At 72.4% G+C, this 14,352-nt stretch carries 10 protein-coding genes; 2 read left to right on the top strand and 8 right to left on the bottom strand.

What is annotated here, in order from left to right; translation table 11 throughout:
* Positions 1-100: 100 nt before the first annotated feature.
* From ACGF7Y_RS05375 to recC, 7 genes are all read right to left on the bottom strand, one after another.
* Entirely contained in the window at positions 101-352 is a 252-nt protein-coding gene (locus ACGF7Y_RS05375) for an Ada metal-binding domain-containing protein (RefSeq protein WP_393230967.1), read from the bottom strand.
* Positions 353-364: 12 nt separating this feature from the next.
* The gene (locus tag ACGF7Y_RS05370; protein ID WP_393230964.1) at positions 365-1,030 is read right to left on the bottom strand and encodes a 2OG-Fe(II) oxygenase; all 666 of its coding nucleotides are present in this window, start codon (positions 1,028-1,030) and stop codon (positions 365-367) included.
* A gap of 122 nt (positions 1,031-1,152) precedes the next feature.
* Positions 1,153-1,761: a methylated-DNA--[protein]-cysteine S-methyltransferase gene (locus tag ACGF7Y_RS05365; RefSeq protein ID WP_393230962.1), complete on the bottom strand. Its 609-nt coding sequence runs from the start codon at positions 1,759-1,761 to the stop codon at positions 1,153-1,155.
* Positions 1,761-2,234 (bottom strand): RNA polymerase sigma factor, encoded by a 474-nt coding sequence (locus tag ACGF7Y_RS05360; protein ID WP_062976866.1) that lies wholly within the window; start codon positions 2,232-2,234, stop codon positions 1,761-1,763. Before ACGF7Y_RS05360 ends, ACGF7Y_RS05365 begins: the two co-directional genes overlap by 1 nt.
* 46 nt (positions 2,235-2,280) lie before the next feature.
* Complete coding sequence (gene recD, locus ACGF7Y_RS05355) at positions 2,281-4,179, bottom strand: exodeoxyribonuclease V subunit alpha (protein WP_393229474.1); 1,899 nt, start codon at positions 4,177-4,179, stop codon at positions 2,281-2,283.
* Positions 4,176-7,562, bottom strand: a complete 3,387-nt coding sequence (locus ACGF7Y_RS05350) for a UvrD-helicase domain-containing protein (RefSeq protein WP_393229471.1) — start codon at positions 7,560-7,562, stop codon at positions 4,176-4,178. Before ACGF7Y_RS05350 ends, recD begins: the two co-directional genes overlap by 4 nt.
* Before the next feature lie 223 nt (positions 7,563-7,785).
* Positions 7,786-11,160, bottom strand: coding sequence for an exodeoxyribonuclease V subunit gamma (gene recC / locus ACGF7Y_RS05345; protein WP_393229469.1), 3,375 nt, complete (start codon positions 11,158-11,160; stop codon positions 7,786-7,788).
* 259 nt (positions 11,161-11,419) lie between these two features.
* Between recC and ACGF7Y_RS05340 the strand changes: the two genes are divergently transcribed.
* Both ACGF7Y_RS05340 and ACGF7Y_RS05335 read left to right on the top strand, forming a co-directional pair.
* Positions 11,420-11,617 carry a hypothetical protein gene (locus tag ACGF7Y_RS05340; RefSeq protein ID WP_245660045.1) on the top strand — a complete coding sequence of 66 codons (198 nt, stop codon included), beginning with the start codon at positions 11,420-11,422 and terminating at the stop codon, positions 11,615-11,617.
* Positions 11,618-11,782: 165 nt separating this feature from the next.
* Positions 11,783-12,628 carry a tat pathway signal sequence gene (locus tag ACGF7Y_RS05335; protein WP_393229467.1) on the top strand — a complete coding sequence of 282 codons (846 nt, stop codon included), beginning with the start codon at positions 11,783-11,785 and terminating at the stop codon, positions 12,626-12,628.
* A gap of 18 nt (positions 12,629-12,646) precedes the next feature.
* Here the strand turns inward: ACGF7Y_RS05335 and ACGF7Y_RS05330 are convergent, their stop codons facing one another.
* On the bottom strand, positions 12,647-14,143 hold the full coding sequence (locus ACGF7Y_RS05330; protein ID WP_393229464.1) for a cytochrome P450: 1,497 nt from the start codon (positions 14,141-14,143) through the stop codon (positions 12,647-12,649).
* Positions 14,144-14,352: the final 209 nt, after the last annotated feature.

The raw sequence follows: 14,352 nt of genomic DNA, 5'->3' as shown, positions 1-14,352 counted from the left end.
GTTCGAGCGATCCTGTGTCTCTTACCAATTCCGCTCGGCGGCCAGTTCCGAATATTCCCAAATTCGGGCGCGCGGCCATTGCCGTCCTGCGCTACCACCCTCATCGAGACGAGTGCGGTGCTTTCCACACGGCGTATCGCTCGGGGAGACAAACGGCGCAGGGGCGATAACCCGCGGCCAGCGCGTCGAGCTCGGTGGCGAAGAAGACGCGGTGCCTCCGGTAGCCCCCACGACCGAGGGCCCGCAGGGCGGACGGGCAGTCGAGGCGACCGTAGATCCGGCCGCGGCGATGACCGCCGTACCGTCCCGGCACTGCGCTGGGATACGCCAGGCCGTCGTCGCCGAGCAACATGTACACCGGCGGCTACTGCGCGTCGTGCAGCACGAGGCCCAATGTGTGCCGCAGGCCGCCGCGCACACGGCTGACGCCGTGGCGCATCGGGGCCCGGGACCACCCTCGGCTGGATCGCGTCGGCCGATCACGAGTGGTGAAGATCAGCGCGTGTCCCTGGTCCAGCACGGAGACGGTCGCTTTCGACTGTGCGCGCGGCCGCTGTTCCACGAGCACGAATTCCCCACCGCTGTAGTCGATCCCCGGTCGATCCAAGCCGATGACGACCTGTAGCGGGAAGACCAGTTCGCCGTAGAGATCCCGGTGCAAGGCGTTCCAGTCACCGCGGCGGTAGCGCAACAGGATCGGGGTCGGTTTCGTCTGGCCCGCGGCGTGGCAGGTATCGAGCCAGTCCGCGAAGTCGTCCGGCCACGGAGCCGGGTCGCCGAACCGCTCGGCCCAGGATCGCGCCGACGGCAGCAGTCTTCGGTAGAAGGCCGCTCGCAGGGCCATGATCGGCTCGGGCATCGGATTCGCGAAGTACCGGTAGGTGCCTTCGCCGAATCGGTAGCGTGCCATGTCGACGGTGGAGCGGAAGCGGGCGAGGTCGTCCCACATGGTGGTGAACTCGGCACACTCGGCCGGGGTGAGGATCGGTCCGGTCGCCGCGCAGCCGTGGGCGTCGATTTCTTCGAACAGCGCCCGCCACGGCTGGGCCTCGACGCGATCGGTGAGGGAAGCACCGGATTCCGCGAACTCCGCGGATGGTGTCGGGTCCGCGGGATGGTGACCGTCCCGGTTCGCGCCGCTGCGGCGCGCGCTCACGCCGCCTCCATGCTCAGCAGCGCGTGCTTGGCGGTGATGCCGCCGATGTACTGTCCGATGGACCCGTCGCCGCGCACCACCCGGTGGCACGGGATCACCACCGGCAGCGGATTGCGGGCGCAGGCGGAGCCGACCGCGCGCACCGCACGCGGGTTGCCGACCGCGGCGGCCACCGCGCCGTAGCTCGCGCGCTGTCCGTAGCCGATGGCGGGCAGGTGCTCGATCACCTGACGACGGAATCCCGCGGCCAGCCGCAGATCCAGCGGCAGGTCGAAATGCGTTCGGCTGCCCGCGAAGTACTCCTCGATCTGCCGCGCCGCGGCGTCCAGCCGGGCGGGCGCCGCGAGAATCCGGGGGCTGATCCGGGCGGCCAGTGTGGCGAGCACCGTGTCGTGGTCTTCGGTGGGGTAGGCGACACGGACGAGTCCGGCGGGCGTCGCGGCCAGCAGCAACGTCCCGACGGGGGTGTCCAGCAGGCGGTAGGCGACATCGAGCAGGCCCTCCGCTTCGGCGTCGGCGGTCAGTCGCGCGTGCAGGGTGGCGAGCAGGTCGGCGTCGGGGGTCAGGGCGCGCGACAACCCGTCGCCGCGGTCGAGGGTGGCCATCATGCTTCATCCTTCGGGTAGAGCTTGCGCAGGGTCTTCAGGCCGTCCGCGGCGGCGCGGCGGGCGGCGTCGGGCGAGTTGCCGAGCAGTTCGGCGATCTCCGCGTGCGGAAGCCCGGCCAGGTAGTGGTAGGCGACCGCCTGGCGCTGCTTGGTGGGCAGCGCGCGCAGGGCGGCCCAGAGGTCGGGGTCGTAGTCGGCGGGTCCCGGGGCGGTGGCGGGACGTTCCGGCAACGACTCGGCCGGGACGGGCGCACGGGTGAGCGCTCGTCCGACGTCGATCGCGCGGCGATGCGCGATGGTCACCAGCCACGCCTCGATGTTCGTCTCCGAGGGGAGACCGGGAAACGCGCGCAGCGCCGAGAGAAACGTTTCCGACCAGGCGTCGGCCGCGTCGGACGGGCCGAGCACCGCCCGGCAGACGCGCAACACCATGGGGCCGTATTCGGCCACTATTTCCTCGAACGGGGGCAGGCTCACACCGGGTAGACGCCGCGGGCGCCGGGAACGTGAGATTCCGTCATCGGCGCCCGGATTCTCCCTCCCGGCGCGACAGCCCGCTGGCGCGCAGCACCCGCCGCGCGATACCCGCGCGGATGGACTCGTCGGTGCCGATGATCCGGACGTGCCTGCGCGCCCTGGTGATCGCGGTGTACAGCAATTCCCGGGTCAGCAGGGTCGATTCGGGCTCTGGCAGGACGACGGACACGGTGTCGTACTGGCTGCCCTGACTGCGGTGGATCGTCATGGCGAACACGGTGACCACCGCGGGGAACTGCGTGGGATGCACCAGATACGGTTCGCTGCCGCGTTGCAGCGCCGCGCGCAGCGAACCGTCGGACATGCGCACGACGACGCCGGTGTCACCGTTGTAGATCCGCGCCTCGTGGTCGTTCGCGGTGACCAGCAGCGGTTGTCCTGGGTACCACGGCGCCTGGTGGGCATCGGGGCCCACTCCCCCGGCGGCGGCCCACTCCGCGGCCATCCGGTCCCAGCGCTCGACGCCGAACGGCCCTTGCCGGTGCGCGCACAGCACGCGATGCGATTCGAGCGCGCTCAACGCGCCCGCCGCGTCGCCGCCGAGCGCGGCGGCGGTGACCGCGCCCGCGGCGCGCACCACGTCGGCGCGCACCGCGGTCAGCTCGTCGGGCGCGCCGAGCGACAATTCGTCGCCGCCCGCCCGCAACAGTTCGAGCGCGGTGTCCGCGTCCCCCGCGCGCACGGCAACCGCCAGGTCGGCGATCCGGCCGCCGAACCTGCGGCCCCTGGTCAGCCGGACGATGCCGCCGCGCAGGCGGGTGCGCTCCAGCGTGGTCAACGCCTCGGGATGATCGGCGGCCGTCTCCGGTCCGAGGATCTCGTCGAGGACGGGGTTCGGGGTGGCGGCGACCGGTCCGGCGACCAGGTCGGCCAGTACCGCGCCGGCGTCGACCGAGGCGAGCTGGTCCGGATCGCCCACCAGGATCAGGCGGGTGTCCGGGCGCAGCGCGGCGAGCAACCTGCTCATCATGGTCAAGGAGACCATCGAGGTCTCGTCGACCACGATCACGTCGTAGGGCAGCCGGTTGAACTCGTGGTGCTTGAACCGGGTGCTGCGTCCCCGCTGCCAGCCGAGCAGCCGGTGCAGGGTGGCGGCGGTGAGTTCGGGCAGTCCGAGCGAGACGGCTTGCTCGCGCACGGCTTCCTGTAGGCGCGCGGCCGCTTTGCCGGTCGGGGCGGCCAGCGCGATGCGCAGGGCGGGCAGCTTCGGCTCGGCGGCGCGGTGCGCGGACAGCAAGGCGATGATCCGCGCGATGGTGTGGGTCTTGCCGGTGCCCGGCCCGCCGGCCACCACGGTGGTCCAGTGCGTCGCGGCGAGCGCGGCGGCCAGCCGCTGGCGGTCCGGCGCGGTACCGGCCTGCGCGTCGAACAACCGGTCCAGCTCGCGTCGCACGATGTGCGGATCGACCACCGGATGGTGCGCGGAGCGCTCGGTGAGCACCCGCCGGATCGTCTGCTCCTGCCGGTAGTACCGGTCGAGGTAGAGCAGCGGGCCGGAATCGCCCGCCCCCTGGGATTCGACCAGCCGCAGCGGACGCAACGGGCCCGCGGGCCCACCGAGCACCAGCGGGCTCACCCGCAGCGCGGCGACCACCGCCGGGATGTCCGGCCACGGCAGCGTCGCCGGATCGACGCCCGCGTCCCAGGTCTCGTCGGCGTCGACGCCGATCTCCCGCATCCGGTGCAATTCCAGGCACACCGAGCCGGAACGCACCGCGCGCACGGCCAGCGCGGCGGCGAACAGCACCGGCTCCGACGATTCCCGGCCCAGCCGGCCCAACCGCAGCGCCACGTGCACGTCGGCCGCCGACAGCACGCCCGCCTCGTTGAAGGTGCGCAGCAGCCCGGTTCCCCGCTGCGCCACCTGGATCGAGGTCACTGCGCCGCCTCCCCGGCCAGCAGCGCCGACAGCGCGACGACGAGAGCGGCGGGTGGGTGCCAGTCGAAGACACCGCACCCGGCGGGGGTCTCCGGTCCGATCATGCCGCGCACGAACAGGTACCGAACCCCGCCGAGGTGCCGGGCGGGGTCGTAGCCGGGCAACCGCCAGCGCAGATACCGGTGCAACGCCACCGAATACAGCAGCGCCTGCAGTGGATAGTGGGAACGCAGCATCTCGGCGGCCATGCGGTCGCGGGTGTAGTGCGCGACGGTGAGATCACCGGTGCCCAGCCGGTTGGTCTTGTAGTCGACGACGACGAATCGCGGCTCCGCGCCGCTCGCGACGCGCAGCACGGCGTCGATGCTGCCGGTCAGGTAACCGCGCAGCGGGATGTCCTCCAGCGCCGCCGCCAGGTCGGCGTACGGGAGCATGTCGTCGTCCGCCGGGAGATGCTCACGCAGCAAGCCCGCGATATGCCGCAGGGTCGCCGAGCCTGCGCCGACGCGATCCCCGCCCGCCAGTGGCAATTCGAACTCGAGTTCGCTGAGGCGGTCGCGGGGGGCGATGTCGGCCAGGCAGCCGCCGTCGAGTGGGGTGCGCAGCACCGCCAGCAGTGCGGTGGCCAGGACCTCCGGATCCATCTCGGCCATCAGCTCGCCCACCGCCTCGCGGCACCGGTCGCGCACCTCGGCCGCCAGATCCGGGCGGCCGGTGTCGATCCGTTCCAGGACGCCGTGCACCAACGTGCCGAACTCCGCGCCGTAAGGTAGCGCGTTCATCAGCGACGCCGCGCCCGCCGGTTCCGGCTCCGTGCCGAGCAGGGAGGTGCCCGCGGGCTCGTCGCCCGGCCCGCGCGGATCCTCCGGTTCGCTGTCGGGTTCCATCGCCGCGGGCCCGTGCGCGGAGGCGGTCAACGCCGAGTACGAGGTGCGCCGCCACTGCTGGTCCAGCACCCGGTCGAAGCGCGCGGCGGCCAGTGCGCCCTGCCCGGGTGCGGTGCGCGCCCGCCGGATCTCGACGTCGCCGGTCCCGGCGACCGCCGTCACCGAGATCGCCGCTCCCGCGGTCTGCGCCCATGCCGAAAGAGACTGCGCGGCAACGGAATCCGCGGGCACCGCGGCGCGGTTGGCGACGACGGCGTCCCGATCGGCGCGCCCGAAGACCATCCGGTGCAGCGGCGACGCCGCGGTGGAGATCGCGGGTGCCCACCACGCGACGATCTGGCACATGGCCCGCGTCAGCGCGACGTACAGCAGCCGCAGTTCCTCTCCGGCCTCCTCGGCCTCGCTGCGTGCCTTGCGTTCGGCGTATCCCGGGGCATCCGGACCGCCGACGTCCAGCACGCGGGTGCCGTCGTCGGCGTGGAACAGCAACGTCGCCGGATAGGGATTCTTGGCGCTGTCCCAGGCGAACGGCAGGTAGACGACGGGGAATTCGAGTCCCTTGCTCGCGTGCACGGTGGCGATCTGGACGGCGGCGGCGTCCCGGTCGAGCCTGCGGCTGCGGTCGGCGACGGCGCCGGAGGCGGGATCGCGCACCCGGTCGGCCAGCCACCGCGTCAGCGCGGTCAGCCCGAGGCCATCGCTGAGCGCGACCTGATCGAGCAGTTGCGCGATATGGCGCAGGTCGGTGAGCTGCCGCTCCCCGTTCTCGACGGCCAGCAGCCGCTGCGCAAGGCCCGCTTCGGTGGAGATCTTCTCGAACACGGCCGCGAATCCCGCGCGGGCGAACAATCGCCCCGCCTCGCGCAACTGGGCGCTGACCCGGCCGACCAGATCCGCTCCGCCGCTATCGATCTCGGCCGCTGTCACGCCGAACAGCGGCGTGCACGCGGCAAGCCGCACCCGGTCGCCGCGATGCGGCTGTTCCAGCGCCCGCAGCACCCACAGCCAGTCGGTGGCGCTGCTGGTGGCGAAGACGCTGATGCCGCCGGCCAGCACGGAGGCGACGCCCGCGCGGTCCAGCGCGGCGCGCACCACGTCGATCTGCGAGCGGGTGCGCACCAGCACCGCGATGTCGCCGGGTCCGACCGGCCTGCGCGCCGTCTCCCCCGGAGCGGCCGGCTCTTCGCTGGGAGAGGCGATTTCCGCTTTGGCATCCAGGGATACGCCGGATTCGAGCAGACGGACGATATCCGCGGCGAGATCGGCGGCGACCTCGGCGCGCATCCGCCCGACGGCCGGGAAGCCGGATTTGTTCAGCGGTCCCGCGCCGGTGCGCGGCAGGCACCGCACGCGCATCGGCGTGGTGAGTTCCCCGGGTCCGGACAGCCGCGACCACCCCCTGGCCGGGGCGACCGGATACACGCGGATCTCCTCGTGCCCGAGCGCCGCACCGCCGTGCAGATGGTCCAGGGCGGCGAGCAGTCCCGCGTCGCTGCGCCAGTTCGTGGTGAGCTCACGACGGATGTCGGCGTGCGCGACCGCGTCCAGGTAACTGAGCACCTCCGCGCCGCGGAAGGCGTAGATCGCCTGTTTGGGATCGCCGACCAGCACCAGGGTGGCGTGCCCGTGGAACGACCTGCGCAGAATGTCCCATTGCAGGGGGTCGGTGTCCTGGAACTCGTCGACCAAGGCGACCCGGTAGCGCGCGCGGATACGGCGGCACGCGCGCGGGCCGTGCTCCGGATCGGCGAGCACCTCGTGCAGCAGCACCAGCAGGTCGTCGAAGTCGCGCAGCCCGGCCAGCCGCTTGCGGCGCTCGGTCTCGGCGCGCACGGCCCGCGCGAACGCCACGCGCTCACCGGCCGCGCCGTCGGGCACCAGCGCGGCGTGCCGGTCCCGCACCGCGGCCAGCGCCAGCGTGCGGCCCTCCTTGACCGAGAACGGTGGTTCGGCGCGGGCATAGCGGTGCAGATACAGATCGTCGACGACGGTGCCGACGAGGTCGTCGACGGTCTCCACCAGCCTGGTGCCCGGGTCGTGCTCGCCCGCGAGCCCGAGTTCGTCGAGCATGCGCTGGCAGAAGCTGTGTGTGGTGGCGATGGTGCCGGCGTCGAAATCCGACAGGGCGGTCAGCAACCGCCGCTGCCGCAGCCGGACCTCCTCTTCCCCGGCCTGCGCGAGATGGCGGACCAGCTCGTCGGCGTGCGCGCGGGCCGCTGCCGGGTCGGCCAATCCGGCGGCCACGGCGACGAATCGGTCGCGCGTGCGTTCCCGCAGCTCCTGGGTCGCCGCACGGCTGAATGTCACCAGCAGCAACTGGGATATGCCGACCCCGGCCTCGGCGACGTAGCGCACCGCCAGACCGACGATGGCGTGCGTCTTGCCGGTGCCCGCGCTGGCCTCCAGCACGGTCGTCCCGGTGGGCAGCGGCCCGTACGGCTCGAACGCGTCGGCGTCGAAAGCGGCCGCGTCGAAGGAGGTTTCCTGCACGGTCATGCGTGCCTCCCTCCTGCGCGGCCGGTGGTCACGCGGTTCGCGGCCTCGGCGCTCGCCCCGGTGGCCTGCCACGCCGCACGGTCCCGAAGCGATTGTCCGAGCTGACATTCTGCCGCGCGCCCGTCCGTCCACCGGCGACCGACACGCGCCGGGGCGGTGTATTCCGGCGTTCGGCACCGCATGGCGCCGAACGGTCGCGGGCGCCCGGCCGCCGCGTGTTCGGTCACGGCTGGCCCTGGTTTTCCGCGGCCAGCAGCGGGGCCCACATCCGCCGGGCCAGCGCACCGAAGCGGGTGCTCTCCCCCGGCTCGCCCGCCGCGGCGGGCGCGGCCATGAGGTCCTCCAGCCGGGGCGCCGGACCCCAGACGTAGCGCAGGTGACGGTCGGTGTGATCGCCGAACGGCCCTGGACCGTTGGGGCCGCCGTTGAATTCGCGCTCCGCGGCGGCGATCGCGTCGTCGGTGCTCGCGCCACGGAGACGGCGCTCGGCGTAGACCGCGGACGCGGCGGGCGCGACCGGCAGCGGTTCGGTCAGGCCCGCGTCGCGCAGCGCGACGAGCTGACGCAAGATCTCCCCGGCCACCGGCACGTCGGGCGCGGTGAGCTCGCAGCGCCAGGCAGGACGGCCGAACTGGCCGCGGCCGGTGCTCACGGCCCGCCAGGACCGATCCTCCGTGACGGTCAGCGCGAGCAGCGAAACCCACGCCGCGATCCGGTGTTTGGGAGCCAAGCGGGAGAAGGTGGTGCGGACCAGGGTGTCGCCGCGCACTTCGGGCACGGTGCCGGTGAGCCGTCGTCCGTTGCCCAGATCCACCGCGATGTCCACCGCGCGCGCCTGGCCCGCGTAGTCCGCCTGCGCGGCGCGCACCAGCCGGTCCACGGTGTGCTCGACCTCGTCGAGCACGGCGGCGCCGAATCCGAAGGGCGGCAGGGTGCCGCGCCGCCACTCCGCCGCCCGCAACCCGGCCGGGTCCGCGCCGGTCAGGCGGGCCGCGAGCAGGCGCTCTCCCAGCTCCCACTTGGCCAGGCCGTCGAGTTCGATGGGCAGCCGGTCGGCGATGTCCTCCTCGTGCTCGGGCACCCGCAGGCCGAGACGCTGCCACAGGAAGGCACGCACCGGGTGCTCGGCGAACGAGATCAGATCGGCCAGCGCGACATCCGCCGCGTCGGCGGCGGGCAGCGGCGCGGGCAGGAACGCGGGCCGCGGTTGTGGGGGTTCGTCGGCCGCGCACGCGCCGGCCAAGGCCGCGGTGTCGAAGCTGAACGGCTGATCGGCCCGGAAATTCCGGCGATCGAAGGACTGCAGTGGATGCCGCGTCACCACCCTCGGCATCGCCGCCGCGCCGGCATGAGCGCGCAGCGCGTCCAGCAACTCGGCGACCGGAATGGCGGGCGGGCGGTGCGCCCCGCTGACCGGATCGGCGCCGGTGTGGAACACCAGCAGTGCGTCCCGGGCCGCGAGTATCGCGTCCAGCAGCAACTGCCGATCCTCGCTGCGCGGATCCCGTTCGCCGAGCAGCGGTTCGCGGGCCAGCACGTCGTCACCGTCCGCCGCGCTCGCGCGGGGGAACATCTCGTCGTCGAGGCCGAGCAGCACCACCACCCGGTGCGGCACCGACCGCATCGGCACCATCGTGCAGACGGTCAGCTCACCGGTGCGGAAATTGGCCCTGGTGGGACGCGCGGCCAGCCGCGAACGCAGCAGCACACCGACATCGGCCAGCCGCAACGACACCTCGCCCGCGTGGTCGGTGGCGGCGGCGAGTTCTTGCCTGGCCTCGGCGCGCACCCATGCCTGCGCGTCCGGTACGTCGGTCAGCAGATCCAGCGCACGCCCCAGCGCCGCCGCCCATTCGTGCGCGGGCCGGGGGCCGCGCAGGTCACGCAGGCACACCGCGAGCCGGTCGATGAACTCCGCGAAGCGCCCGGCCAGGTCGACGTCGTTGCTGTCCACGTCGTCCAAGGGCAGTGCGAGATCCAGCCAATCATCCGAGGTCTCGCCCGCTGTGACGCCGAGCAGGATCCGGTCCACCGCGCTGTTGAGCGTGTTCTGCGCGAAATCGGCGAGACCGAACGCTTGGCGCTGCCGCTGCCCGATGCCCCACCGCGCCCCGGATTCGGCCGCCCACTCGCGCAGTCGTTCGATATCGTCGTCGTCGAATCCGCAACGGCGCCGGACGGTCTCGGCGGCCGCGAGGTCGAGCACCTGGGTCACCGTCACCCGGCCGTCGGCCAGCTCGAGCAGCGCTGCGATCACCGCGAGCAGCGGATTGGTCACACCGCGTCCCCGATCGGCCAGGCGCACCCGCAGCCGGTGCGCCGGATGTTCCGAGTCGGCATGCGCCTCCGGCGTCCCCGAGGTGCGCTGCCCGAACGCCGCGCGCACCAGCGGCGCGTACGCCTCCACCTCCGGGCACATGATCAGCACGTCCCGCGGCTCCAGGGTCTCGTCGGCCGCGAACAGCCCGAGCAGGCATTCCCGCAGCACCTCGACCTGCCGTGCGGGGCCGTGACACGCGTGTACCTGCACGGTGCCGTCGGCCGCGACTTTCCCCGGCACCGGCGGCCACCGGTCGTCCCGGATGCCCCGTTGCAGCGCACGCAGCAGTGTCGTGGGCGAATCGTTCTCCGCGACACCGTCTTCGGATCGAGCAGAGATGCTCGGGTGATAGGTGTCGGAGCCGGTGGCGGCGAGTACGGCCAGCCGCTGCTGCAACTCCCGCACGTCGCGGGCCAGTCCGGCCGACAGCGGGTGGGCGACCGCCGTGACGCTGCGGTCCTCGGCCCGGGTGCGGGCGGTCGGCAGCTCGCTCAGCGCCGACCAGAGGACCGGGCTGGGATGCACCAGCCACAGGTGGACGTCGCGGCCCGCGGCCAGCGCCGCCAGGACGGCGAGCTGGTCGCTGGGCAACCGGGTCACGCCGAACAACGACAGCCGCGGCGGCAGCGCGACCAGATCCGGCCGGGCGCGCAGCCGCGCGCAGGCGGCGTCGAGCCGCTCGGCCGGACTCGGCGTCCCGATCTCGGCGCGCAACCCGCGCCACAGCATCGGCTGCCAGAGCAGATCGTCGGGCATCGGGGCGCCCGTCCCGTCGGTGTCCGCACCCGCCGCCCACTCGGTGATCAACGCGGGCCGCTGGGCGGCATAGCTGTCGAACAACGCGGCGATCCGGGCCGCGGTCGCATAGCGCCGACCGGCCCGGTGCTCACCGCCCGCGGTGCCGCGTGCGCCGAGGTGCCTGGCCAGAACCGCGCACCACGGCTCGGACAGCGACGCATCGATCACGCGCAGCAGTGACCACACCGCCCGCTCCTGCGCCCACGGGTCCTCCGTGGGCGCGACCTCGCTCGCCGCGGCCAGCACTTCGGCGACCAGCGCCGCGGGCGAGGGAAACGCGACGTTCGCGCACACGCCGTCGCCCGAGCCGTCCGCGCCGAGCACCCCCGAGAGCGTCTGCGTCAGCCAGCGCTCCACGCCTTTCGCGGGTACCGCGACCACCTCGGCCGCGAAGGGATCCGCCTGCGGCGAGGCCAGCACCCCCGCGAGCACCCGGGCGAGCACGTCGGCGCGCTCGGCACGGTGGATGTGCAGCGGCATCTGCGCCCTCTCGATCGATGGTGTCCGGCTGCGCTGGCCTCGGACTTCGTGCACGTTTATACGCCCAGCGACCGACGCGCAACTGCACCGCCCCCATCCGGACGCCAGTGAAATAGACCACACGAGAACGGATTACTCCGCCGTGTCACGAGGGGACCGCCGCGGCGATGTGCGACAGTGCTGCACCGGGGAGGTAAGAGTTGCACCGGGGCGGAACGAGAGAGCTGCACCGAAAGGCTGGTTCGCGTTCATGGATGCGATGGTGATTCCCCTGGTCCCGAGAGGCGGATTCACGGTCCGCCGGATCGGTGACCGCTGGGAGCTCGTCAACTCCCGCCACTACGGGCGCACCGTCGTCCTACACTCCTGGCCCCGGGATCGGCACACCGAGGCGTTCGAACACTGCTACCGGCTCAACGGACGCACCGTCGAAGAACTGCGCGCCGCCTTCCGCTGACGTGCCCTGGCCAGCGGTGATGAGCGAATTACACTGCGGCGCAAGCACCCGGACCGGGCGATAGCACACCCTGGACCCCAGCTCAAGACGTGCGTCCGGACCCGCGATGTGCGATCGTGGTCCCTCGTGCGTTACCCGTCCCCCGCCACCCGAACCGTTCCCCGCGTGGCCGCCTCCGCCTGTCTCCTCGCCGCCGCGGCGATCATCGCCCCGAGCCTGCCCGCCGCGCTCCCGATCGCGGGCGCGACGCCGCTCGCGCACACGCAGGGCTGCCTGCCCGGCTTCGACTGCGATCTGAGCAGCCGCATCGCCAAGGCCGACGCCTACCTCAACAGCAGGCCCGGTGTCACCGGCTACGTCCTGCGCGACCGGGTCTCCGGCGGCGTCTACGCCAACGCCAACGCCGAGAACGCGGTCTGGACCGCGTCCACCATCAAGCTCGCGATCGCCGCCGACCTGCTCAACCGGGCGCGTGTCGGCGCCATCAACCTGACCCCCGAGGATCGCGGGCTGATGGAGGGAATGCTCGCCACCTCCAACGACGGCGCCGCCGACCTGCTCTGGACCAAGTACTCGGGGATCGACCGGATGGCGTTCAACAACGCCTTCCGCGCCAACGGGATGAGCTCGCTGGTTCCGCAGCCCACCAACACCGCGCTGTTCCCGGACTGGTCGTTCCAGAAGTGCACCGCCGCCGACCTCGACCGGCTGATGGATCACATCCTCAACCACATGCACCCCGACGACCGCAACTACCTGGTCGACCGGATGCGCGCGGTGGACTCCAACCAGCACTGGGGCGTGTGGGGCGCGGGCGCGAGCATGCGTCCCGGGCTCAAGAACGGCTGGTCGGCCGAACAAGGCGGCTGGGTGGTCAACTCGGTCGGCTTCGCGGGACCGGGCGAGCGCTACACGCTGGCCATCATGAGCTCGCTGGGTGACGCGGGCGGCTACACCGAGGGCGCCGAGACCGACACCAAGCTCGCGGAGATCCTGCTCGCCGGCCGCTGACCCGGGCGGGCCGGTCGCTCAGGTGGCCGCGCGCCTGCGCAACGTCATCGGCGCACCGTCCCTGGGGAAGGGAATCGTGGTGAATCCCCAGGGCATGCGGTATTCGTCGGGGATCCGCCACTCGTATTCGCGCACCAGGGCGGCGGTCACCGTCTTCACCTCGAAGGTGCCGAAGTGCATCCCGATGCACTTGTGCGCGCCCGCTCCGAACGGCATCCAGGCCAGGCGGTGCGACTTGTCCTCGCGCCGCTGTTCGCCGAACCGCTCCGGATCGAAGCGCTCGGGCCGGGTCCACAGTTCGGGCAGCAGGTGATTCACCTGGTAGGCGAGGTCGATGGGGGCGCCCGCCGGGATGTAGTGGCCCGCGATCTCGGTGTCGCGCACGGCGCGCCGCGACAATCCGGGAACCGGCGGCATCAGCCGCAGGCTCTCCCGGACCACCAGATCCAGGTCGCGCAGCGCCTCCAAGTCCGCGATGGCGGGCGCCGCGTCGCCGAGGCGCGCGTCCATGTCCAGCACTTCGGCGCGCACCCGCTGCTGCCAGTCGGGGTGCTTGCCCAGGTAGTAGGCCACGGCGGTGGCGGTCGTCGTGGTGGTGTCGTGCGCCGCCATGATCAAGAAGATCATGTGGTTGACCACGTCCGCGTCACCGAAGACGCCGCCGTCTTCGCTGCGGGCGTGGCACAGGCCCGAGAAGAAGTCCGCCGATTCCGCGCGGCGCTTCTGCGGCAGCATCGCGGTGAAGTAGTCCTCGAGCACTCTCCTGCCGCGCAATCCGGCCCGCCAGTGGCCGCCGGGTACCGAGTGCCGGATGATGGAGAGTCCCGCGTGGGTGCAGTCGACGAACGCGTCGATCAACTGCCTGCGCTGCGGCCCGACGTCGGCGGCCATGAAGCTCTCGCCCGCGATGTCGAGGGTCAGCTCCTTGATTGTCGGGTACAGCCGCACCGTGCGTTCGGCGTCGCGCTCGCGTGGCACCCAGCGTGCGATGCTCGCCCGCACCACCGGGGTCAGCGCGGCCAGGTGCGCCTCGAGCCGGTCCCTGGTGAACGCCTGCTGCATGATCCGGCGGTGGAATTTGTGCTCGTCGAATTCCAGCAGCAGCAGGCCCCGGCGGAAGAACGGGCCGATGAAGTAGTCCCAGCCCTGGCCGAAGTCGCGGCGGCGGTGGCCGAGCACTTCGTCCAGCGCGTCGGGTCCCGCGACCAGCACCCGGTCCACGCCGAGCGAGCTGTTCAGGGACACGGGTCCGTACCGCCGGTAGCGCTCCATCATCTCGGCCGGACCCCAGCGCATGTAGTGCAATGCCCGGCCCAGGTAGGGCAGTCCGGCATCGCCGCGCACCGGCTGGGCGTCGCTGCCCTGCGGCGGGGTGGCCAGCACGTGGCGTCGTTCCGGCAGCAGTCCGAGCGCCCGGTCGATCAGATGGCCGTGCGGGACCTCGATCAGCGCGATGTTCTCCGAATCGGCCTGCACGCTGCGTTTTCGGCCGACCGCACGGTCACCGGCGACCATGGCAATCCTCCCTGGACGACAGCTCCCATCGTAGGCTCTCGACCTCGTCCGCTCGGCCGATTCGCCTCGCGTCGATCCTCCCCGCCCCGGCCCGGCGGCGGGGAGCAACACGCCAGGAACGGGGATCTCGCCGTGACGCTTCCCGGCGCGGCGGCTACGGTTTAGCTGTCAGGAATCGCCGCCGGGGACGACCCCCAAGGTCCATCGAG

This window comes from Nocardia sp. NPDC047654 (genome assembly GCF_043205035.1).
Lineage (GTDB): Bacteria > Actinomycetota > Actinomycetes > Mycobacteriales > Mycobacteriaceae > Nocardia.
This window is presented reverse-complemented; position numbering and strand designations above follow the sequence as displayed.

What these genes read in the sequence shown, in the direction of transcription:
- ACGF7Y_RS05375 (WP_393230967.1), bottom strand. Translation starts at nt 352, where the DNA reads ATGTTGCTCGGCGACGACGGCCTGGCGTATCCCAGCGCAGTGCCGGGA.
- ACGF7Y_RS05365 (WP_393230962.1), bottom strand. Translation starts at nt 1,761, where the DNA reads ATGGCCACCCTCGACCGCGGCGACGGGTTGTCGCGCGCCCTGACCCCC.
- ACGF7Y_RS05350 (WP_393229471.1), bottom strand. Translation starts at nt 7,562, where the DNA reads ATGACCGTGCAGGAAACCTCCTTCGACGCGGCCGCTTTCGACGCCGAC.
- recC (WP_393229469.1), bottom strand. Translation starts at nt 11,160, where the DNA reads ATGCCGCTGCACATCCACCGTGCCGAGCGCGCCGACGTGCTCGCCCGG.
- ACGF7Y_RS05340 (WP_245660045.1), top strand. Translation starts at nt 11,420, where the DNA reads ATGGTGATTCCCCTGGTCCCGAGAGGCGGATTCACGGTCCGCCGGATC.
- ACGF7Y_RS05330 (WP_393229464.1), bottom strand. Translation starts at nt 14,143, where the DNA reads ATGGTCGCCGGTGACCGTGCGGTCGGCCGAAAACGCAGCGTGCAGGCC.